Raw genomic sequence first — 19,800 nt, 5'->3', positions numbered from 1 at the left:
CGCAAGTGATCTTGCTGGGAACATTGGTCAACGCCGGAGCAATCATCTTAGGGGCATTGTTAGGCAGAATGTTGAAGCGAATTCCGGAGTCGATGCGACAAACCGTCATGCAAGGAATTGCTCTGGCCGTATTCGTATTGGGCATTAAAATGTGCCTGGGTTCGGATAATTTTTTACTCGTGATTATCAGTATTGTGCTAGGAACAGTACTAGGTGAATGGATTGGGATTGAAAAAGGTCTAAACAATCTGGGGCACTGGCTGGAGAGGAAAGTCGGGGGGAGCCAAGGCAGTATCGCCACTGGTTTTATCACGGGGACGCTGGTGTACTGTATTGGTGCCATGGCTGTACTCGGTTCATTGGACAGTGGGTTGCGTAACAACCACGAAGTACTGTTTATGAAAGCAATGCTAGATGGATTCTCTGCGATCATTTTCGCATCAACACTAGGAATCGGTGTCATCTTTTCGGCAGTGCCCGTGTTTTTATATCAAGGCATGATTGCGTTATTATCTACGAGCATTTACAGTGTGGTGAGCGAAACGATGCTGGATGCCATCCTGGTAGAAGTAACGGCGGTAGGTGGCTTGATGATTATTGCCATTGGGTTAAACGTTTTGGAGATCAAACAGATAAGGGTAGCCAACATGATGCCGGCATTAGTGATCGCAGCAGTGGGAGTTCCCTTTATAGACTGGATTTCAAAGCTGTTTTCATAGGTAGCACAGAGACTCTTCCTTCGGGAGGAGTCTTTTTTTATGAAAAATCAACTATCATCGATAAAAATTGCATGCGATAATATGATACAAAAACTTGATTTGCGAGCAAGTAAGGATAAGTGGGACGGGACAGTACAAGTACGACAGCATGTTGGGGAGAGAATGATGATGTTTGGTGTAATCGTCAATCCTGTATCGGGCAATGGCACAGGGTTGAGCGTATGGAGGCAAATTGAGCCGACGCTACGACGTCTAGGAGCGCCTTTTCATGTCAGGTTGACATCAGGAGAGGGGGACGCCGAAAAATTATCAAAAGAGCTGATTCAAAAAGAGGGAGTAAAAAAAATCATTGCTGTCGGAGGGGATGGAACGGTCCGAGGCGTGATAAACGGAATATACGAATCGAATCAAGAATGCAGATTTGGATTGGTGCCGGCTGGTTCCGGGAATGATTTCGCTCGCGGGCATGGAATTCCGATGAAACCGTTACAGGCATTAGAGCGAATTCTGTCGGAAAAAGGGGAAAAGCGAATCGATCTGATTTTATTGAATGGAAAAGTAGCTGTGAATTCAATCGGGGCTGGATTCGATGCACAGGTAGCAAAGATAACGGATCAAGCTGTGTACAAAGCTTGGCTGAATCGGTACAAGCTCGGAGCGCTGGCCTACATTATATCGGTCATTCGCGTCGTACGTACGTATCAGCCACGTGACATCGTCCTGAACGTTGATGGTCATGAGACTCGTTTAGAGGCTGTTTGGCTAGTTGTTGCTGCCAATATTCCGAATTACGGAGGCGGAATGCTGATCTGTCCCGATGCTAAACCGGACGACGGCATTGCGGACATTTGCGTAGTAAGTGGTATGAGTCGACTCGGATTGTTAGCTGCTTTTCCGAAAATATTCACAGGAGCTCACCGTCATCATCCGGGTGTCCGTTTTTATAGGGCCAAGCAGGTAACGATACAAGCAGCAGGGCAACTGCCTGTCCATGCAGATGGAGAAAGCGTAGCACCAACGCCGATTAGCGCCCAAGTGCTCGAAAAGCGCCTGACGATTTTTGTATAAAAAAAAATAGACCTGTCATCCGTTAAGGGAGAGAACAGATCGAAAAGCAAGTTTTCCAAAGAGGGATGGAACCTTTTGCAGGGAAAAACGGTCAATCATATAAGACACTATCGAATCGACTAGGCGTAGAAGCCAGTGTTACGGCTTTTGCCAGTCCGGAAGCTATGATATCTGCCATGTTCATGACGATGGAGAGGCGGGTATTTTGAAGGACAAAATACTCCATGAATCCTCCTACGTTGACAATTCCGGTAATGTGGAAGCAACCAACAGGAGGCAGCTCTTTTTTTACACCGGCCCCTGGTTTTAGTGGACCATTAATTACATTGATGTTTCCGACGTGGCTAAATTGACCTAAACAGGCATCGACTGCAATGAGTGTAGCTGTCGGATGATTCGCGTGGATGAGCTCTAATTTTTCCTTAAGATTCATGGCGTGTACAGGGTCCTCAAGCGTTCCGTACACCTGCAAAAAACGAGGTGACTGTGCGATGAGCTTGGTTCCTACTAATGGGCCTAGAGCATCACCAGTAGAACGGTCTGTCCCAATACATACAATGACAAGGTCGTCATCGAACCGATTTAAGCGAAAGCGCTGCGCAAGGTGACCGGCGAGGTGCTCGTCTGCGTTTTCACTGCGGTATTCCACTTTAAAAGGTGGCAAAGAATAATCCTTGCGATTATCGGATGTACTCATGGAAACCCCCACTCTTGCCGACTTGGCTTAAACCAACCTGTAAAAGGTTATATAAAAGTATTCACAGTATCGTACCGATATGACATTTTTATACCTGCTAATGGGAAAGTTACGTAGGTTTTGAAAACTCAGCGAGGCTGGCATGCATGAAAGCGAACAGGTAAAATAAGAGGAGCCTATAGCAGTTTGTGTGAAAAAGATAAGGGGGAGTGAAATGGGAGGAGAGACAGTTCTGATCGCGTTTGATTCCACGCAGCAAGCCTTGCGGGCAGAAATGCTGCTAGAGTACGAAGATATTGAGATCGATACAAGACCGACGCCGAAAGAAATAACGGCAGGCTGCGCCCTTTCCATTGAGTTCCCACTGTCGGATTACTCACGAGCAAAAGCGATCATGATGGAGCAACATGTGGTAATACGAGGATACTTCCGTCAGTTTTTTGGCCAGTATAGCGAGGTCGACCAAAACGGGGAGCAGAAGGAGCGGGAGGAATGAATCAGGCTGGTTTTTTTGAGAGAATTTATGCCCAAGTATATGCGTATGTGACCGATGCAGATATGTGGGTAAATATAGGGATGGCTGTACTGAAAATCGTAGCGATTATCCTGTTATCGCGAATTGTCGTTTCCGTTGTGCAATCAGGTGTAAATAAAGTGTTCCAGCACCGCCATGGAAGCAAGATTCAAATGGATCAACGCCGAGTAGACACGATGCGGGTTCTTGTCAACAATGTCGTGCAGTATGGCATTTACTTTTTGGCGATTCTCATGATCTTGCAGCTGTTGGGCATTGATTTGCGTCCTGTTTTGGTAAGCGCAGGGGTACTGGGGCTGGCAGTCGGTTTCGGGGCGCAGAGTCTCGTGCGTGATATCATTACGGGATTCTTCATTATTTTTGAGGACCAATTTGCTGTCGGAGACGTCGTAACGATCAACAATTTGACGGGCACGGTACAGGAGATTGGTCTGCGCATTACAAAGGTGCGAAGCTGGACGGGTGAGGTGCACATCTTTCCAAATGGTACGATTAATCAAGTGACCAACTTTTCTTTGCAAAATACGTTAGCGGTTGTTGACGTATCTGTAGCGTATGAAGAAGATCTGAATCAAGTTGAGTCTGTGCTCAAAGAAGTGTTGGCATCGGCTCAAACAGAATTGACGGATATCGTAGCTGAGCCGCAAATTTTGGGAGTACATGCACTGGGACCTTCCGAAGTCATCATCCGGGTTACGGCTGAGTGCAAGCCGAACACACATCACGGGGTCAATCGAAATTTGCGTGCGAAGATCAGAACGGAATTAACCAACCGAGGCATTCAAATTCCGTATCCAAAAATCGTCGCGGTGTCTGGAAAGGGAACAGTGTAGAGAGGAGAAAGAGAAATGGAACGCAAGCAATTTGGACTGGGGGATGTCGTACAGATGAAAAAGCCACATCCATGTGGCACGAATGCGTGGAAGGTCATACGCATGGGCATGGATGTACGAATCAAATGTACGGGGTGCGATCATAGTGTGATGATTGGGCGACTAGAATTTGAACGCAAGCTGAAAAAGATACTGATTCGCGCGGAGGAAGAACCGCAAGCATAGACCATATTTCTTTGATCAACCCATCTGTCTTTTTCTACAATGCCTGTAAACGATGAAGCGACGCGTTTATATGCTTCCGGAAGCGGCTTTGTCGTTTTAGACGGGAGGGGTTCGATGAAAAAGATGAGTGTTCGGTGGTTGCAATGGGTAGTAGTGCTTGCGCTTTTCCTACTTCCATCACAGGGAGCGTGGGCAAAGTCGGCAAACGAATGGGGAGTGAGAATATCCCCGGCTAACAAATCGGCGGAAATTGACCCGGATCAAATCATTACACTGACGTTTTCGGGGCCAGTTTCGTTAAAAAGTGGGCAAGAGCTCTCTGATAAGTCTGGTCTCTCGATCATTTCGCTCACGGATGCGAAAAAAAAGAAGGTTCGTTTTACGGCAAAATGGAACCAAACAGATAGAAGTATGACGATTGATCCGGTAGGAAATCTGGAAGCAGGGGCGTCCTACCGAGTAAGCTTGTTGGCCAAAAAACTGAAGGATCGGCGAGGCAATTTGAATCCAGAGCTAACCAGCACGTTTCAAACGAAAAAACCTGTGGATAATATTGCTCCACAAGCAGTCATATTGCCCGGTCACGGGGCCAAAAATGTAAAGCTCCAGGATAAAGTGACACTCCAGTTTGCAGAAGAGATTGCTTTGGTTGGTGGTGGTGTCCTCTCCAGCAAAACGGCCGGGCCATTAGTTCGTGTGACAGATGAAAAAGGTGCTATCGTTCCGCATACCATTACGTGGAACAAAAGCAAGCGGATGCTGTCTGTGAAGCCAAAAGGAAAATGGCAGCCACATACGAGATATCAGGTAAGTCTCATTGCGGGTTTGGTTAAGGACATAGCAGGTAATGTAAATCAAGCGCAGTGGATAACTTTTCAGACCGGGTCGAAATAGTCCAAGTATGTGGGTAAAAAAAAGGATGCGCCTCTATTGGCTGCATCCTTTTTTCCTTTTGTACGATCAAATGTATCTCCCGGTGATGGTACTTAGGTTATGACTGATCATTATCCCTAGGCTGCATTGCCTTGGCTATGATCTATGTGGAATTGGAGAAGGTAAGGATGCTGAGGAAGCAAGCTTACCTTCAGATAGGCTGGATGGCAGCGGAGTAGGTTAGTCGCAGTCGCAACCTACGATAACGAGAAGGATGAACAGAACCAAGATCAGCGCGAAATCGTCGAAGCCGTTAAAGATACCCACTTGCTAACACCTCCTACCGTAGTTTCAATACTCATGCTATGTAGGAACCCACAACGGGGTATAGGCGGATGCCCCAGTTCCAAAGAAAATAAGTTATACACAGCATATCCACAGAAAATGTGGACAACTTTTTACGAAGAGAAGGAGTGTCTGCAAACGTTGCAGGGAATAAAAAGTTGTTAGCAAATACTTATCCACAGATTTATCCACAAAAGAAGATTTTCTCTGGATAAATTGACGGTTGTTATTGAATATTTGAAAAATTTTTATTAGTAAGAAGGAATTTGGCAGGTGAAAATATAATTACACACTTATAAATTTGGCAAAAATAGATAGAAGAAAAGGGGCGATTGAGATTTGAAGAAGCAAGTATTTGCATCAGTTACGGCTTTGGCCATTGCATTGTCGACAGTATCCGTACCATTCATTCCTTACAGCACGCAGGCGGTAGCTCTTGCTGCTGAAAAGCCTTCTTATCAAACTCGCGCTGAGATCCCAGATGCGTACAAGTGGAAGCTGGATCATATTTATCCGACTGTTAAGGAATGGGAAAAGGATGTTGCTAAAGTTGAATCTTTGGCAAACGCTTTCACAAAGCACCAAGGCAAGCTGGGTACTTCTTCTGCTGCAATGCAGGCGGCATTTGATGACTATGTTGAATTGATGCGCTTAAATGACAAAGCATACGTGTATGCAAACATGTCTCTCGATGTAAACTCCGCGAACCCTGATCTGCAAAAGCTGGGAGACCGCGCTGAGAAAATGTACACGCTTGTCACGGAAAAAACCTCTTGGGTACAGCCTGAAATCGTTGCGATTTCCGATGACAAAATAAAGAGCTTGCTGTCCGAAAAGGAACTGGAGCCTTACAAGCTGTTTATTGAAGACATGCTGAGAACGAAGCCGTACTCACTCTCTGCGGATATGGAACAGCTCTTGGCAAAATCGTCTCCGTTGGGCGGTGCACCGACTAATATTTACAGCATGCTGTCCAAAGACGTGAGGTTCCCTAAAATCAAAGATGAGACAGGCAAGGAAGTTCAGTTGACTCGTGCCAATTTTATTTCCTATATGGAAAGTAAAGATCAAAATGTGCGTAGAGAAGCGTTCAAAGCGTACTATGGCGCTCTGATCGATTTCCAAGACTCGTTTGCATCGACGTTGGCTGCCAAAGTAAAGGGTGATAATTTCTACGCAGCGGTACGCAATTACGATTCTGCGCTGGAAGCTAGCCTGACACCGAACAACGTACCGACGAAGGTGTATGATGAGCTGATTGACACGGTGAATGACAATTTGCCATTGCTGCATCGCTACATTTCCTTGAAAAAGAAAATGCTTGGCGTGAAGGAATTGCACATGTACGACATTTACGTGCCGATCGTTCCATCTGATGACAAATATATTTCCTTCGACGAAGGAAAGAAAATTGTAGTTGACGGGTTAGAGGTAATGGGTGATGACTATGTGAAGGCAATGTCTGACGGCCTGGATGGCGGCTGGGTAGATGTCTACTCCACAGATGACAAGCGCACGGGTGCTTACCAATGGGGTGCTTATGATACACATCCGTATGTACTATTGAATCACCAAGGTACGCTCGATGATGTGTATACCATCGCCCATGAGATGGGACATGCCATGCAGTCCTATTACACGAACAAAAACCAGCCTTACATTTCATCCAACTATCCAATCTTCACGGCAGAAGTGGCTTCTACCATGAATGAAACCTTGCTGTTCAAGAGCATGTACGCGAAGGCGAAGACGAAGGAAGAGAAGATGTATCTCTTGAATCACTATCTGGAAAACTTCCGTTCCACGCTGTTCCGTCAGACGCAGTTCGCGGAGTTTGAGAGAGCGATTCACGAGAAGGAGCAAGCTGGGGAATCTCTGAATGCGGAAGCGATCAAGAAAATCTACCTCGATATCAACAAAAAGTACTACGGAAAAGACATGGTTTCCGATGAGGAAATCGGTATGGAATGGGCACGTGTGAGCCATTTCTACAACTATAAATACTACGTCTATCAATACTCGACGAGCTTTGCCGCTGCACAAGCATTAGCGAAGCAAATCATGGATGAAGGTCAGCCAGCAGTGGATCGAGTTCGCAAAAACTTCCTCGAAGCGGGTAACTCTGCTCCGCCAATCGAGGTGCTGAAAGCAGCAGGTGTGGACATGTCCACGTCCCAGCCAATCGAGCAAGCCATGGAAATTTTCGAAGAGACATTGAATGAGCTGGAAAAGCTGGTGAACGAGAAATAAAGACACGACAGAAGCAAAACAGGCTCCCTTCCATTACGGATAGGAGCCTGTTTTTTCCTGTATGCATCAATAGGCAATGCCGACTCGCGAATGTATGTATTCGGAACTAGAAAGCTGCTGATACGTAAACTCCGCCGTATCGGGCACGGAAATTTGCATCCCATCTACAGGCAACTGGTGGGCTTCGACCCGGTAAATCCCCGTATACTCGCCATCAGGCAAATAAGTCGGACATACAATGGTCCAATCGAGCTCAGACTGTTCCAAGAGCGAGTATGCCTTGTGATGTTCCTCGGCAGCACGCGTTAATTTTTGTCTGGACTCACTGGATTGATAGCGGAGCAGGTCAGGAGAAACTCTGCTTTGCAAGATGCCGGCGGTGCCCACTGTAATAATGCGTGAAACGCCTTCTCGCTTCATTGCTTCAATAATATAGGGAGTTCCTTCAGATAACGTCGTCGCTTTATCTGTCCCAAGCGCGCTAATGACCGCGTCAACTTCACACATGGCGGAAGCAACATCTTTTTGATCGAGAACATTTCCGGTCAAAACGTGCAGATTTTCAGCAGGCAGATGAAGAAGCTTGTCTGCGGAGCGAACGAGAACGGTTATTTCATGCCCATCTTTTAATGCATAGTCGAGGATATGGCTTCCTACGCGACCAGTGGCACCGAGAAGTAAGAGCTTCATTTTTGTAGTCACCTCGTTACCTTTCATTATTACCGTAGCAAACAGATTCTGTTTGTCTAGTCTAGCATTTCTTTTTTTGTCCCACCACCTGAAGCTATGATGAGCACAGGAGGAGACAAGTAAAAAAAGCTTCCACAAGGAGACAATTGTAATCTGAAAACCAAATCTATATACTTAAAAGGATATCAGGATGATGATAAGGGAGTGTATATAGATGGGTGCTTCTTGCGGGATCGTCGGTCTTCCAAACGTAGGGAAATCGACATTGTTTAATGCCATTACACAAGCGGGTGCTGAATCGGCGAACTATCCGTTCTGTACGATTGACCCTAACGTAGGTATTGTGGAGGTGCCAGACGAGCGTCTGGAAAAGCTGACACAGATCGTCGTTCCGAACAAGGTAGTTCCGACAGCGTTTGAATTCGTGGACATTGCTGGCTTGGTAAAAGGTGCGAGCAGAGGCGAGGGTCTTGGTAACCAGTTCCTCGGACACATCCGTGAAGTGGACGCGATTGCACATGTTGTACGTTGCTTTGAAGATGAGAACATCACGCACGTAGCAGGTCGTGTGGATCCTTTGAGCGATATCGAGACAATCAACCTGGAGCTGATTTTTGCTGACCTGGACTCTGTTGATCGTCGTATTGATCGCATTGCACGCAAAGTGAAATCCGGCGACAAGGAATCCAAGCAAGAGTTGGACGTGCTGGAGAAGTTGAAAGCCGCATTTGAAGAGGGTCAATCTGCTCGCAGTGTTGAACTCGATGACGAAGAGCGCAAATGGATTCGCGATTTGCATCTGCTGACAATCAAGCCAATGCTGTACGTGTGCAACGTAGCGGAAGACGGCATTAACGATGCAGATAACAACCCGCATGTGCAGACAGTTCGTCAGCATGCAGCGAGTGAAGGTGCAGAAGTGGTTGTGATCAGCGCGAAAGTAGAAGCAGAAATCGCTGAGCTCGAGGGCGAGGACAAAGAAATGTTCTTGGAAGAGCTCGGACTTACTGAGTCTGGTCTCGATCGCTTGATTCGTGCAGCTTACAAACTGTTGGGATTAGTAACTTATTTCACTGCAGGTGTACAAGAAGTTCGCGCATGGACTATCCGTCAGGGTACAAAGGCTCCAGGTGCGGCAGGCGTGATTCATACCGATTTCGAACGCGGATTCATTCGTGCCGAAGTGATTGCTTATGATCATCTGGTAGATGCTGGTTCCGTAGCAGTAGCCAGAGAACGTGGGAAGTACCGTCTTGAAGGGAAAGAGTACGTAGTGGCAGATGGAGATGTTATGCATTTCCGCTTCAACGTTTAGTACGAAATTCTTGATTCGTTATAGGCGTTTTGCTATAATACGATAATGCGAGTATTTATGGAGTGCATGTTTTGTGCGTTTCGTTTTAGCACTCGCTCCTTGCCCGAACAGGGCCGCTAAAGTCCATAAGGAGGTGAAAAGGTATGCGCCAATACGAAGTAATGTATGTATTGCGTCCAGACCTTGAAGAAGAGAAAGTAAAATCCAATGTAGCTCGTTACAGCGATGTTGTAACTAACTATGGTGGCGAAATCTCTAAGCTTCAAGAAATGGGTAAACGTCGTCTTGCGTACGAGATCAACAAGTTCCGTGAAGGTTACTACGTTTTGATGAACTTCAAAGCGAACTCCGATGCTGTTGCGGAAGCTGAGCGTCTGATGAAAATCAATGACGACGTAATCCGCTTTATGTTTGTTCGTGATGAGAAGTAATCATTGTCGCGATCAGAGGGGGAACCAAGATGAATAAAGTCATTCTCATCGGCAACCTGACGAAAGATCCTGAACTTCGCTACACGCCAAATGGCGTTGCCGTTGCTACTTTTACTGTGGCCGTGAATCGTCCCCGCACCAATCAAGCGGGAGAGAGAGAAACGGACTTCATTAACATTGTCGCTTGGCAAAAACTTGCCGACCTGTGCGCAAGCTATTTGCGTAAAGGTAGACAAGCAGCCATCGAAGGACGTATGCAAACACGCTCCTATGATAATAAAGAAGGTAAAAAGGTATACGTGACGGAAGTCGTTGCGGAGAACGTTCAATTTTTGGGCGGTCGAGGTAATGAATCCGGCGGAGACAATTCAGGATACGATCCAGGACCGGGCATGGGTGGCGGTAACAAACCATCCGGTCAACGAAATAATGACTATGATCCGTTTGGTGATCCTTTCGCGAGTGCAGGCAAGCCGATCAACATTTCAGATGATGACTTGCCGTTCTAGTATCGTATAACTTTCACATTCCTAAGAGGGAGGGACTATCATGGCACGCAAAGGACGTCCTAATAAGCGTCGTAAAGTATGCTTCTTTAAAGTGAACAAAATCAAGCACATCGATTATAAAGATGTTGACTTGCTGAAAAAGTTCATCAGCGAACGCGGCAAAATCTTGCCACGTCGTGTAACTGGTACTTCTGCGAAGTATCAACGTGCACTGACAATCGCGATCAAGCGATCCCGTCAAGTAGCACTGTTGCCTTACACTGCTGAATAAGTTGCAAAAGCTATAAAAAGGGGGGCACAATTGCGTGGCCCTCTTTTTTCCATAGTTTTCTATGGAGAGTGTACATGAGACATGAATAATGAGGTGCTGACATGCCGTCCAAAACGAAACACTTGGCTGAAAATGCCCTTATGCTGGGTATCGCACTGGTGCTGCTGTTTCTCAGTACATATACGGTACTGGGAGGACTGGTCAGTTTCTTGATACCTCTGCCTTTTATCCTTTTGGCAGTAAATCGAACAGTACCTAACATGGTTTGGATCACCCTTGCTTTTACGTTTTTGGGCTGGATCGTTACTGGTCCGTTTGCGGCAACACTTGCTTTTTCGAGTGCGGTTTGGGGTTCAGTCATGGGGATTGTTTATGCGAAAAAAGGAGCGGCTCTTCCGGCGATTGTGGCAGGGGCAGGCGTTGCCTTTTTGAGTGTCGTTTCCATGCTGGCATTCATGGCATTCGGGATGAACGTTGATTTTAATGCCATGATTCAAGAGGTTGCTAAGCTGCGTCCAGCAATGATGCCAAAAGAGCAGTTTGATCAGCTCCTTGAACTGGGTAAAATCGTCTTGCCTACGAGTTTTGTCATGTTCAGCTTTTTATCGACCGCCATTATTCATGGATTGGCGAGTCTGATTGGACGACGTCTGCGCAGACCGATTCCAGCATTGAAGCCAATTCGGGAATGGAACTTCCCGCGTTCGTTGATTTATTACTACTTCATTGCGATGATCAGTCTATTGTTGTTTGCTGAAAGCATGCAGGGAACGTTTTGGGAAATCGCCCTGATGAACCTGAAAGTCATGCTGGATGTTATTTTTGTTTTGCAGGGCTTGAGTTTTTGTCTATTTGCTGCCTATTTGTACGGCTGGAAGAGACTGACTCCCGTGCTCATTGTCTGTCTATTTATTTTTCCACCCCTAAGTACTATACTTAGTCTAGTAGGGATATTTGACCTAGGAATTCGTTTGCGTGAAAAACTGGAAACAAGAGTGAAGAGGGGCTGAGGAAATGCCCAAGTTCCTGTTAAAGCGTTGGTACGGGATGCATATGGTCCTGGCACTCAGCTTTAGCTTGCTGTTGTTGGGGATTTTGACCTTGTTCCATTGGATGTACGGGGCGATCGGCATGATTTGCTTGATTGGCTTGGTTCTTTACGCTCTTCAAGCAGAAAAGGGGTTCCAAAGAGACTTGCGCCTTTATTTGGCGACGGTCACCCATCGCGTGAAGAAGGCGGGAGAAGGCGTTATCCAGGAACTGCCGATCGGAATTCTTTTATACAACGAGGAAAAGGCAATTGAGTGGGTAAACCCGTATATGACGCATATGTCCGGGGATGAATCCATGATCGGGAAAAGCCTTCAAGAGGTATTCCCCCAACTGGTTTGGAAGCCGGAGCAAAAACGGCTGGAGTTTACTTATAACGAGCGGGTATACGAGGTCATTGTGCGGTCCGATGAGCGTCTTTTGTATTTCAAGGACATTACGGACTTCAAAGAATTGACGACTCGTTACCATCGAGAAAAGGCTGCACTTGCCATTATTCACCTCGACAATTTGGACGAGGTCGGACAAGTCATGGATGATCAGAGCCGTACGCTGCTCTCTACAAGCGTGGCTGGTGTGATTACAGAGTGGGCCAACAAACATGGCATATATCTTCGCCGAATCACGGCCGACAAGTTTTTGGCTCTGATGGAACGGGAAGCACTTGATAAATTGGAAGAATCGCGATTTGACATTCTCGATGTAGTTCGGGAGATGACGGCTGACAACAAAATTCCGATTACGCTCAGTATCGGGGTTGGAGCGGCCGCTACCACTTACATTGAGCTGGGACAAATGGCACAATCAAGCTTGGATATCGCATTGGGGCGCGGTGGCGACCAGTGCGCTGTCAAGATTGGCAACAAGCTCACTTTCTACGGTGGGAAATCGAATGCGGTGGAGAAGCGGACACGTGTCCGGGCTCGTGTTATTGCACATGCTTTGCGTGATCTCATTCATGAGGCGGAGCACGTCATCGTCATGGGGCATAAACAGCCTGACATGGATTCCATCGGGGCATCACTTGGTGTATTGAAGGCTGTGCAGTTGCACAACAAAACGGCTTATATCGTCATGGACGAAGGCAATCATTCTGTCGAGCGTCTGATGAAAGAGATTTATGCCAACGAAGAGTTGGCTGAGACCTTTATCACGCCAGAACAGGCGATCCGACTCATCTCTGGCCGCACATTGCTGGTAGTCGTCGATACACATCGACCATCGCTGGTGATTGAGCCGAAGCTGTTGACAGAAACGAGCCGAATTGTGGTGATTGACCACCATCGACGTTCGGAGGAGTTCATTGAGCCAGTACTCTTGTATCTGGAACCATATGCTTCTTCTACAGCCGAGCTGGTTACGGAGCTCTTGCAATATCAGAGCGAGCGATTGAATATCGACAATCTGATTGCAACGGCACTGTTAGCAGGGATTGTGGTAGATACCAAAAGCTTTGCCTTCCGTACAGGTTCGCGGACCTTTGAAGCGGCGTCTTTCCTTCGCCGTAACGGGGCCGATACCGCGGCTGTCCAGCGTCTGTTGAAGGAAGATCTGGGGCAGTATGTGAAGCGGGCAAAAATCATCATGAACACGGAAACGTACCGCGACAACATGGCGATTGCCGTAGGCGACCCGTCTGAGGATTACACCCAGGTACAGGTGGCGCAAGCTGCTGAGCAGCTACTCACTTTGTCAGGTATCCAGGCGTCGTTTGTTGTTGCAGAGCGATCCGATGATACGATCTTGATCAGTGGGCGTTCTCTGGGCGACATCAATGTTCAGTCCATCATGGAACTGCTGGGTGGAGGCGGTCACCTCACGGGTGCTGCCACACAAATTCAAGGCATATCAATTAAAGAAGCTACACGTCGTTTGAAAGAAGCGATTGACTCGGTCGTATAGGCCAAAATATAAAGGGGGAAACGATGATGAAAGTCATTTTTCTTCAAGATGTAAAAGGCCAAGGGAAAAAAGGCGAAGTGAAGGATTTGTCAGAGGGCTATGTACGCAACTTCTTGTTGCCAAAGAAGCTGGTAAAAGAAGCGACAGATAGCAACGTGAAAACGCTCGACGCTCAAAAGCGCAGCGAAGATAAGCGCAAGGAACAAGAAAAGCTGGATGCTCAGGAGCTGGGCAAAAAGCTGGAAGAGCTGACAGTGAAAGTAGTAGGAAAAGCAGGCGAAGGTGGTCGCTTGTTCGGTGCAATTTCCAGCAAACAAGTAGCGCAAGCGCTGGAAGATCAGTATAAAATCAAAGTAGACAAGCGTAAGCTCGAAATGGATGCAATCCGTGCTTTGGGCGTGACGCAAATCAAAGTAAAACTGCACAACGAAGTAACCGTGACTCTGAAAGTACACGTTGTGGAAGAATAATGTCTCAATTGTGGGGGGTGTGACGTGAGCGACCTGTTTTTGGATCGTGTGCCGCCACAGAACAAGGAAGCGGAACAATCGGTACTGGGTGCCGTGTTCTTGTCTAAGGAAGCTTTAATCACGGCCATTGAGATTCTCCGTCCGGAGGATTTTTACAAGACAGCGCATCAGCGCATCTTTCAAACGATGGTGGACCTGTATGAAAAAGGCGAACCGGTCGATCTGGTTACGGTTACAGCGGATCTACAGGACCACAAGCTGCTGGATGAGGTCGGCGGGGTTACGTATCTCACGGAAATCGCCAGTTCAGTTCCAACGGCTGCCAATATCGAATACTACGCAAAAATTGTAGAAGAAAAATCGCTGCTTCGGCGATTGATTCATACAGCTACCAAGATTGCCAATGACGGATACTCCCGTGAGGATGATGTCACGCAGATCATCGCGGATGCGGAGAAGTATATCATGGAGATCGGCCAAAATCGCAACAGTGGCGGTTTTACACCGATTCGTGATGCCCTTCTGGAAACGTACGAGCGAATTGAGTTTTTAAGTCAGCGACGCGGTGATATTACGGGGATTTCTACGGGTTATACGGATTTGGACAAGATGACAGCAGGATTGCAGCGCAGTGACCTTATTATCTTGGCAGCCCGTCCTTCCGTAGGGAAGACGGCTTTTGCCTTGAATCTCGCGCAAAACGTAGCAGCCCGTGCAGGTGAGACCGTAGCCATCTTCTCCTTGGAGATGGGTGCTTCTCAGCTGGTTCAGCGTATGATTTGTGCGGAGGGCAATCTGGATGCGTCCCGGATGCGTTCCGGTACACTGGAGGAAGACGATTGGCAAAAGCTGACGATGGCAATCGGTACGCTGGCGAAAGCGCCGATTTACATCGATGATTCACCTGGGGTTACTGTACAGGACATCCGGGCGAAATGCCGTCGCCTTCAAACAGAGAAGGGCTTGGGCTTGATCCTGATCGATTACCTTCAGTTGATTCATGGACGAGGCAAAGGAGATAACCGTCAGCAGGAAGTATCTGAGATCTCTCGTACGCTAAAAGGGATCGCGCGTGAGCTGAACGTGCCGGTTATCGCCCTGTCGCAGTTGAGCCGTGGTGTAGAGCAACGGCAGGACAAGCGACCGATGATGTCCGATATTCGTGAGTCAGGGTCGATTGAGCAGGACGCCGATATCGTGGCCTTTTTGTACCGTGATGACTACTATGACAAGGAATCAGAAAACAAGAATGTCATCGAAGTCATTATCGCCAAACAGCGTAACGGCCCGACCGGAACGGTGGAGTTGGCGTTCCTGAAAGAATTCAACAAATTCGTTAACTTGGATCATCGCTTTCGGAATCAAGCAGGTTAATAGTTCGAATGGAAGAAAAGCCGGAGAAATTCCGGCTTTTTTTTCTATATTGAATTGCCGAACATATTAAGAACTAACTATATGAATGTTCGTATTTAGCGTTGACACGGGGAGTCTCGTTTAGTAAACTTAGATTGTTTCAGGCCCGAAAAGACATGATAATATCAGGAGGTGTTTTTCGATGTCAACAGTCGTTGTCGTCGGAACCCAGTGGGGCGATGAAGGTAAAGGTAAAATTACAGACTATCTAGCTGAAAGTGCAGAGGTAGTGGCTCGTTATCAAGGCGGTAACAACGCAGGCCATACCATTATTTTTGATGGTAACAAGTATAAGCTGCATTTGATTCCATCCGGAATTTTTTATAGTGACAAGACCTGCGTAATCGGAAACGGTATGGTAATCGATCCGAAAGCATTGGTAAAAGAGCTGGAGTACATTCACAGCTTCGGTTTTTCTACAAGCAATTTGAAAATCAGTGATCGCGCGCATGTGATTCTGCCTTACCACATCAAGCTGGATGGCGTAGAGGAAGATAGCCGCGGTGCTAACAAAATTGGTACGACCCGTAAAGGTATCGGACCTGCTTACATGGATAAAGCTGCGCGTATCGGTATTCGTATCGCTGATTTGTTGGATCGCGAAGAGTTTGCTCGCAAGCTAGAGCGCAACCTGGCAGAGAAAAACATGCTGCTGGAGAAGCTGTACAACACAACTGGCTTTGAGCTTCAAGAAATTCTGGATGAATACTTGGCTCTGGCAGAAATCATTCGTCCTTACGTAACCGATACATCTGTTGTCCTCAATGATTCCATTGATAGCGGCAACCGCGTATTGTTTGAAGGTGCACAAGGCGTATTGCTCGATATTGACCAAGGTACGTATCCTTACGTAACGTCCTCCAACCCAATTGCGGGTGGTGTGACTATCGGTTCTGGTGTTGGACCAACCAAGATCCACCAAGTAATCGGGGTGGCAAAAGCTTACACCACGCGTGTAGGTGACGGTCCGTTCCTGACTGAGCTGACTGATGCAACTGGCGACCATATTCGTGAGGTTGGCTTCGAATATGGTACAACAACAGGTCGTCCTCGCCGTGTAGGCTGGTTCGACAGTGTAGTTGTTCGTCATGCTCGTCGTGTCAGCGGTATTACCGGTTTGGCGATCACCAAGCTGGATACATTGTCTGGCATTGAGACACTGCGTATTTGCACAGCGTACAAATACAATGGAGAAGTTATCGAGTCGTTCCCGGCGAACCTCAACCTGCTGGCGAAATGTGAGCCAGTTTATGAGGAGCTGCCAGGTTGGACTGAGGATATCACCGGTGTTCGCAATCTAAACGACTTGCCAGAAAACGCTCGTCACTACATTGAGCGCATCACACAACTTACTGGTATCCCAATGTCGATCTTCTCCGTAGGACCAGATCGTGAGCAAACGGTTGTTGTTCGTGGCATTTACGGATAAGCTATCGACTATATAATAGAAGAAAGCTGTCGAGCATTCGGCAGCTTTCTTTTTTTTGCAAGGGACAGACACGAAACGACACCCTCTGGGCATATGGATAGACATAGGGAGAAATGGAGAGGTGAAAAGTGATGATGGGTTTTGGATTTGACCAAAAGGCCATGAAGCTGCTGGGCAAAAATGTACAGGTAAAGATGATCAATGGCGTCGTCATCAAGGGAACCATGACTCATTTCAACAATGGCTACCTATGCTTTATCACCACATACAAACAACCAAATGACGCCGAGAAAACGAAAATACGCAGACTTGCGTTAAAAGACGTTACCTCGATGCAAGAGGTGTGAGTCACAGATGTCCATAACGAAATAAGCCATCTTTCCTAGTCATTTAGGAAGATGGCTATATTTATTTTAGATCGTGCCTCCATACGATCGGATGATCTCAGTCGCAAGGTCACCTTGTTCCTCTGGTACGACTGCCGTTAACAAGACACTGCGATTCAAATTGTCATCGCCCCGATCAGCCATGCCGCTGGCGTCTGGATCTACTGCGGCCATGACGCTTGCATCCCTGCCGCTTGGGAAGTCACCTGCCAGGGTAAGGTTGCCCAAGCTGGGAAAATCTCCGGATATAGGGTTCAGGATTTGTTCATTCCCGTCACCTGGGAATTGTCCGATTCTGTCGATCTGAATGATAGAAAAACCAGCTTGTCGAAGTGCTTGTTCTGCTTTTTCGGCATCATCTTCGGTGCGAAATCCTGCAAGAATATTACGTTCCTTCACGTATATCAGCCTCCAGATATGATAAATGCTACCAATTGTTTGTACATATAGTGACTCTGTGTCTATTTTTTTATTCGACAGCAATTTACACTTGATGTTGTCGTTATTCTTATGGTAAAGTCGACATAGTTGGTTTCTTTAGGCAATTTGGCAGATTAATGGAAACTAAATTATGGGATTTACGACCTAGTCAATAAATTAAAAATTTTCAGGAAATGGAACGAGCAAGTTGTATCTGTTTTCAGGAGGGACAAGTTATGCATTGGTCGGAATGGAAGGCCAAGCTGCAAGAACGGTCATCACGAATCGTTCGGGATTGCAGTGATCTGGCGAAACGTACAATGAAACGTACAAGCTCTTATATCCAGTCGCATAAAAAACAATCGCTTTCAATTGCGGCAGGTCTAGTTTTGACGATTGCTGCTGGAGCATCTGCACAATACTATTACACAAGCAATGTCAATTCTGTCTACCATGTCAGTGTGAACGGCAAAGAGATTGGCGTGGTAAATGATCCAAATGTGATACATAACTGGACAGCATCCAAGCTGGAAGAGGAAAAGGCAAAAACAGGCCTCAACTTGCAATTGGCTGACTATATCACATTCGAAGAAGAGCGTGAATTCAAGGCACCGTTCAATAATGATGCCGCTGTACAAGCTCTTGCGTCCGTAGCGGATATCAAGGTTCAGGGCGTTAAGCTGACGATTGACGGCAAAGTGGTAGGTTACATGCCAGACCAGCAATCGGCTGATCAAGTACTGGCTGAAGTGAAGCAAAGATATTCCGGAGTTCCTGCAACTACTGGGAAAAAGGCTGTTGTAGCAGCAGCATCCACAGTCCCAGTCAAACCAAATCCGGTAAAAGAAGTTGCATTTAAAGAAAATGTAGAGATGCAAACCGAAACAGTCGATGCATCTCAAATTTTGTCTGCCGATAAACTGGAGGAGTTGCTGGTAAAAGGCACCTTCAAGGATATGAAGCACACGGTCGTAGAAGGCGATTGCATCGGTTGCATTGCGAAGAAATACGGCATTACGTCAAAAGATATTTACGCGAACAACCCAGGTGTTACGGAAAATACCGTCCTTCAATTGGGACAAGAAATCAATGTAACTGCGGTGCGTCCGCTGGTTACAGTACAAGTCAAAGAAGAAGTAGATCAACAAGAGGTTATTGCTTTTAATACCCAAATTAAAAACAATGACAAGGTTCCTAAAGGCGAAACCAAGGTCGTACAAGAAGGTAAAAACGGCAGTAAAACAGTTAAGTACGAAGTTGTGAAAGAAAATGGACAAGTAGTGAATCGCAAAGTCATCAAACAAGATGTAACTGTGCAGCCTGTAACCAAAATTATGGAGCGCGGTACAAAAGTAATTCCATCGCGCGGGACAGGCCGTTTGAGCTGGCCTGCTAGTGGGTATATCAGCAGCGGCTTCGGCAAACGCTGGGGTAGCATGCACAAAGGAATTGATATTGCCGGTGCTGGTTCTGTCATGGCGGCAGACAATGGACGTGTCACATTCGCTGGTTGGAATGGTGACTATGGAAAATCGGTTATCATCGACCACGGCAATGGAATGAAGACATTGTACGGTCACATGAGCAGCATTAATGTGAAAGTCGGCGATGTCGTTAGCCAAGGAAAGAAAATCGGCGTAAAGGGTTCTACTGGACAATCGACCGGCGTCCACCTGCATTTTGAGGTTCTACAAAATGGACGAAATCAAAACCCGATTCGTTACTTAAAATAGACAAGTAATTTCTGGAAAGGAAAGGGCAACTCTTAGGAGGGGGGCCCTTTTTTTTGTTGGCAGGGATTGAATGCCAAGCCCTTCTTTACACGGCGTACATGGTGTATTGTAGAGGAATAGTGACAGTCAAAGTGGAATCCTTGATCAGGAAGTTCAAAAAGTCGTCTTTTGAGGTTCTCGCCATTTTCTCGGTGCTGAAAAGCCGACTTTTTGAATGAACTATTTTTGGAAAAAGG

Annotated in this window: 22 protein-coding genes; 18 read left to right on the top strand and 4 right to left on the bottom strand. The window is 46.7% G+C overall.

The genetic code is table 11. From position 1 onward, the window contains the following. The first annotated feature begins 5 nt into the window (after nucleotides 1-5). Nucleotides 6-719, top strand: a complete 714-nt coding sequence (locus AB432_RS30355; RefSeq protein ID WP_048035478.1) for a DUF554 domain-containing protein — start codon at nucleotides 6-8, stop codon at nucleotides 717-719. A 168-nt stretch (nucleotides 720-887) separates the two neighbouring features. Continuing rightward, nucleotides 888-1,787, top strand: coding sequence for a diacylglycerol/lipid kinase family protein (locus AB432_RS30350; protein ID WP_048036014.1), 900 nt, complete (start codon nucleotides 888-890; stop codon nucleotides 1,785-1,787). A gap of 91 nt (nucleotides 1,788-1,878) precedes the next feature. Here AB432_RS30350 and yyaC read toward each other — a convergent pair whose 3' ends face one another. Beyond that, nucleotides 1,879-2,484: a spore protease YyaC gene (yyaC, locus tag AB432_RS30345; RefSeq protein WP_048035477.1), complete on the bottom strand. Its 606-nt coding sequence runs from the start codon at nucleotides 2,482-2,484 to the stop codon at nucleotides 1,879-1,881. A 214-nt stretch (nucleotides 2,485-2,698) separates the two neighbouring features. Here yyaC and AB432_RS30340 point away from each other — a divergent pair, with 214 nt between their 5' ends. The 4 genes from AB432_RS30340 (at nucleotide 2,699) to AB432_RS30325 (ending at nucleotide 4,971) form a co-directional block, all read left to right on the top strand. Continuing rightward, nucleotides 2,699-2,980 carry a putative Se/S carrier protein gene (locus AB432_RS30340; RefSeq protein WP_048035476.1) on the top strand — a complete coding sequence of 94 codons (282 nt, stop codon included), beginning with the start codon at nucleotides 2,699-2,701 and terminating at the stop codon, nucleotides 2,978-2,980. Beyond that, the gene (locus tag AB432_RS30335) at nucleotides 2,977-3,852 is read left to right on the top strand and encodes a mechanosensitive ion channel family protein (RefSeq protein ID WP_048035475.1); all 876 of its coding nucleotides are present in this window, start codon (nucleotides 2,977-2,979) and stop codon (nucleotides 3,850-3,852) included. Before AB432_RS30340 ends, AB432_RS30335 begins: the two co-directional genes overlap by 4 nt. A 15-nt stretch (nucleotides 3,853-3,867) precedes the next feature. Continuing rightward, entirely contained in the window at nucleotides 3,868-4,077 is a 210-nt protein-coding gene (locus tag AB432_RS30330) for a DUF951 domain-containing protein (RefSeq protein WP_007720174.1), read from the top strand. A 114-nt stretch (nucleotides 4,078-4,191) separates the two neighbouring features. Next, complete coding sequence (locus AB432_RS30325) at nucleotides 4,192-4,971, top strand: Ig-like domain-containing domain (RefSeq protein ID WP_048035474.1); 780 nt, start codon at nucleotides 4,192-4,194, stop codon at nucleotides 4,969-4,971. Nucleotides 4,972-5,190: 219 nt separating this feature from the next. On the opposite strand, the gene AB432_RS30320 is transcribed toward AB432_RS30325, so the two are convergent. Then, on the bottom strand, nucleotides 5,191-5,277 hold the full coding sequence (locus tag AB432_RS30320) for a YjcZ family sporulation protein (protein ID WP_017246824.1): 87 nt from the start codon (nucleotides 5,275-5,277) through the stop codon (nucleotides 5,191-5,193). Between the two features lie 357 nt (nucleotides 5,278-5,634). Here AB432_RS30320 and pepF point away from each other — a divergent pair, with 357 nt between their 5' ends. Next, the gene (pepF, locus tag AB432_RS30315; RefSeq protein ID WP_048035473.1) at nucleotides 5,635-7,545 is read left to right on the top strand and encodes an oligoendopeptidase F; all 1,911 of its coding nucleotides are present in this window, start codon (nucleotides 5,635-5,637) and stop codon (nucleotides 7,543-7,545) included. A 66-nt stretch (nucleotides 7,546-7,611) separates the two neighbouring features. On the opposite strand, the gene AB432_RS30310 is transcribed toward pepF, so the two are convergent. Beyond that, nucleotides 7,612-8,235 (bottom strand): NAD(P)-dependent oxidoreductase, encoded by a 624-nt coding sequence (locus AB432_RS30310; RefSeq protein WP_048035472.1) that lies wholly within the window; start codon nucleotides 8,233-8,235, stop codon nucleotides 7,612-7,614. A gap of 214 nt (nucleotides 8,236-8,449) precedes the next feature. Here AB432_RS30310 and ychF point away from each other — a divergent pair, with 214 nt between their 5' ends. The 10 genes from ychF to AB432_RS30260 all read left to right on the top strand — a co-directional run bounded on the left by ychF (nucleotide 8,450) and on the right by AB432_RS30260 (nucleotide 17,372). Next, nucleotides 8,450-9,550, top strand: a complete 1,101-nt coding sequence (gene ychF, locus AB432_RS30305) for a redox-regulated ATPase YchF (protein ID WP_015894083.1) — start codon at nucleotides 8,450-8,452, stop codon at nucleotides 9,548-9,550. Between the two features lie 143 nt (nucleotides 9,551-9,693). Then, a complete protein-coding gene (rpsF, locus tag AB432_RS30300; protein WP_007720183.1) occupies nucleotides 9,694-9,981 on the top strand; it encodes a 30S ribosomal protein S6 in 288 nt (95 codons plus the stop codon). A gap of 29 nt (nucleotides 9,982-10,010) precedes the next feature. Continuing rightward, nucleotides 10,011-10,490, top strand: coding sequence for a single-stranded DNA-binding protein (locus tag AB432_RS30295; RefSeq protein WP_016739386.1), 480 nt, complete (start codon nucleotides 10,011-10,013; stop codon nucleotides 10,488-10,490). A gap of 40 nt (nucleotides 10,491-10,530) precedes the next feature. Next, nucleotides 10,531-10,761, top strand: a complete 231-nt coding sequence (rpsR, locus tag AB432_RS30290; protein WP_016739387.1) for a 30S ribosomal protein S18 — start codon at nucleotides 10,531-10,533, stop codon at nucleotides 10,759-10,761. A 101-nt stretch (nucleotides 10,762-10,862) separates the two neighbouring features. Further along, complete coding sequence (locus tag AB432_RS30285) at nucleotides 10,863-11,771, top strand: DUF2232 domain-containing protein (RefSeq protein ID WP_048035471.1); 909 nt, start codon at nucleotides 10,863-10,865, stop codon at nucleotides 11,769-11,771. Nucleotides 11,772-11,775: 4 nt separating this feature from the next. Beyond that, nucleotides 11,776-13,713 (top strand): DHH family phosphoesterase, encoded by a 1,938-nt coding sequence (locus AB432_RS30280; protein WP_048035470.1) that lies wholly within the window; start codon nucleotides 11,776-11,778, stop codon nucleotides 13,711-13,713. Between the two features lie 26 nt (nucleotides 13,714-13,739). After that, complete coding sequence (gene rplI / locus AB432_RS30275; protein WP_017246819.1) at nucleotides 13,740-14,183, top strand: 50S ribosomal protein L9; 444 nt, start codon at nucleotides 13,740-13,742, stop codon at nucleotides 14,181-14,183. A 24-nt stretch (nucleotides 14,184-14,207) separates the two neighbouring features. Further along, a complete protein-coding gene (gene dnaB / locus AB432_RS30270; protein ID WP_048035469.1) occupies nucleotides 14,208-15,557 on the top strand; it encodes a replicative DNA helicase in 1,350 nt (449 codons plus the stop codon). A gap of 181 nt (nucleotides 15,558-15,738) precedes the next feature. After that, nucleotides 15,739-17,025 carry an adenylosuccinate synthase gene (locus AB432_RS30265; protein WP_048035468.1) on the top strand — a complete coding sequence of 429 codons (1,287 nt, stop codon included), beginning with the start codon at nucleotides 15,739-15,741 and terminating at the stop codon, nucleotides 17,023-17,025. A gap of 131 nt (nucleotides 17,026-17,156) precedes the next feature. Beyond that, on the top strand, nucleotides 17,157-17,372 hold the full coding sequence (locus tag AB432_RS30260; protein WP_007720197.1) for a hypothetical protein: 216 nt from the start codon (nucleotides 17,157-17,159) through the stop codon (nucleotides 17,370-17,372). A 66-nt stretch (nucleotides 17,373-17,438) separates the two neighbouring features. Here AB432_RS30260 and AB432_RS30255 read toward each other — a convergent pair whose 3' ends face one another. After that, nucleotides 17,439-17,894 carry a hypothetical protein gene (locus tag AB432_RS30255; protein WP_082196027.1) on the bottom strand — a complete coding sequence of 152 codons (456 nt, stop codon included), beginning with the start codon at nucleotides 17,892-17,894 and terminating at the stop codon, nucleotides 17,439-17,441. A gap of 173 nt (nucleotides 17,895-18,067) precedes the next feature. Between AB432_RS30255 and AB432_RS30250 the strand changes: the two genes are divergently transcribed. Continuing rightward, a complete protein-coding gene (locus tag AB432_RS30250) occupies nucleotides 18,068-19,564 on the top strand; it encodes a LysM peptidoglycan-binding domain-containing M23 family metallopeptidase (RefSeq protein ID WP_048035466.1) in 1,497 nt (498 codons plus the stop codon). Nucleotides 19,565-19,800: the final 236 nt, after the last annotated feature.

Source organism: Brevibacillus brevis, from assembly GCF_001039275.2.
Lineage (GTDB): Bacteria > Bacillota > Bacilli > Brevibacillales > Brevibacillaceae > Brevibacillus > Brevibacillus brevis_C.
The sequence above is the reverse complement of the archived record's forward strand: the minus strand, read 5'-3'. Positions and strand labels throughout refer to the sequence as shown.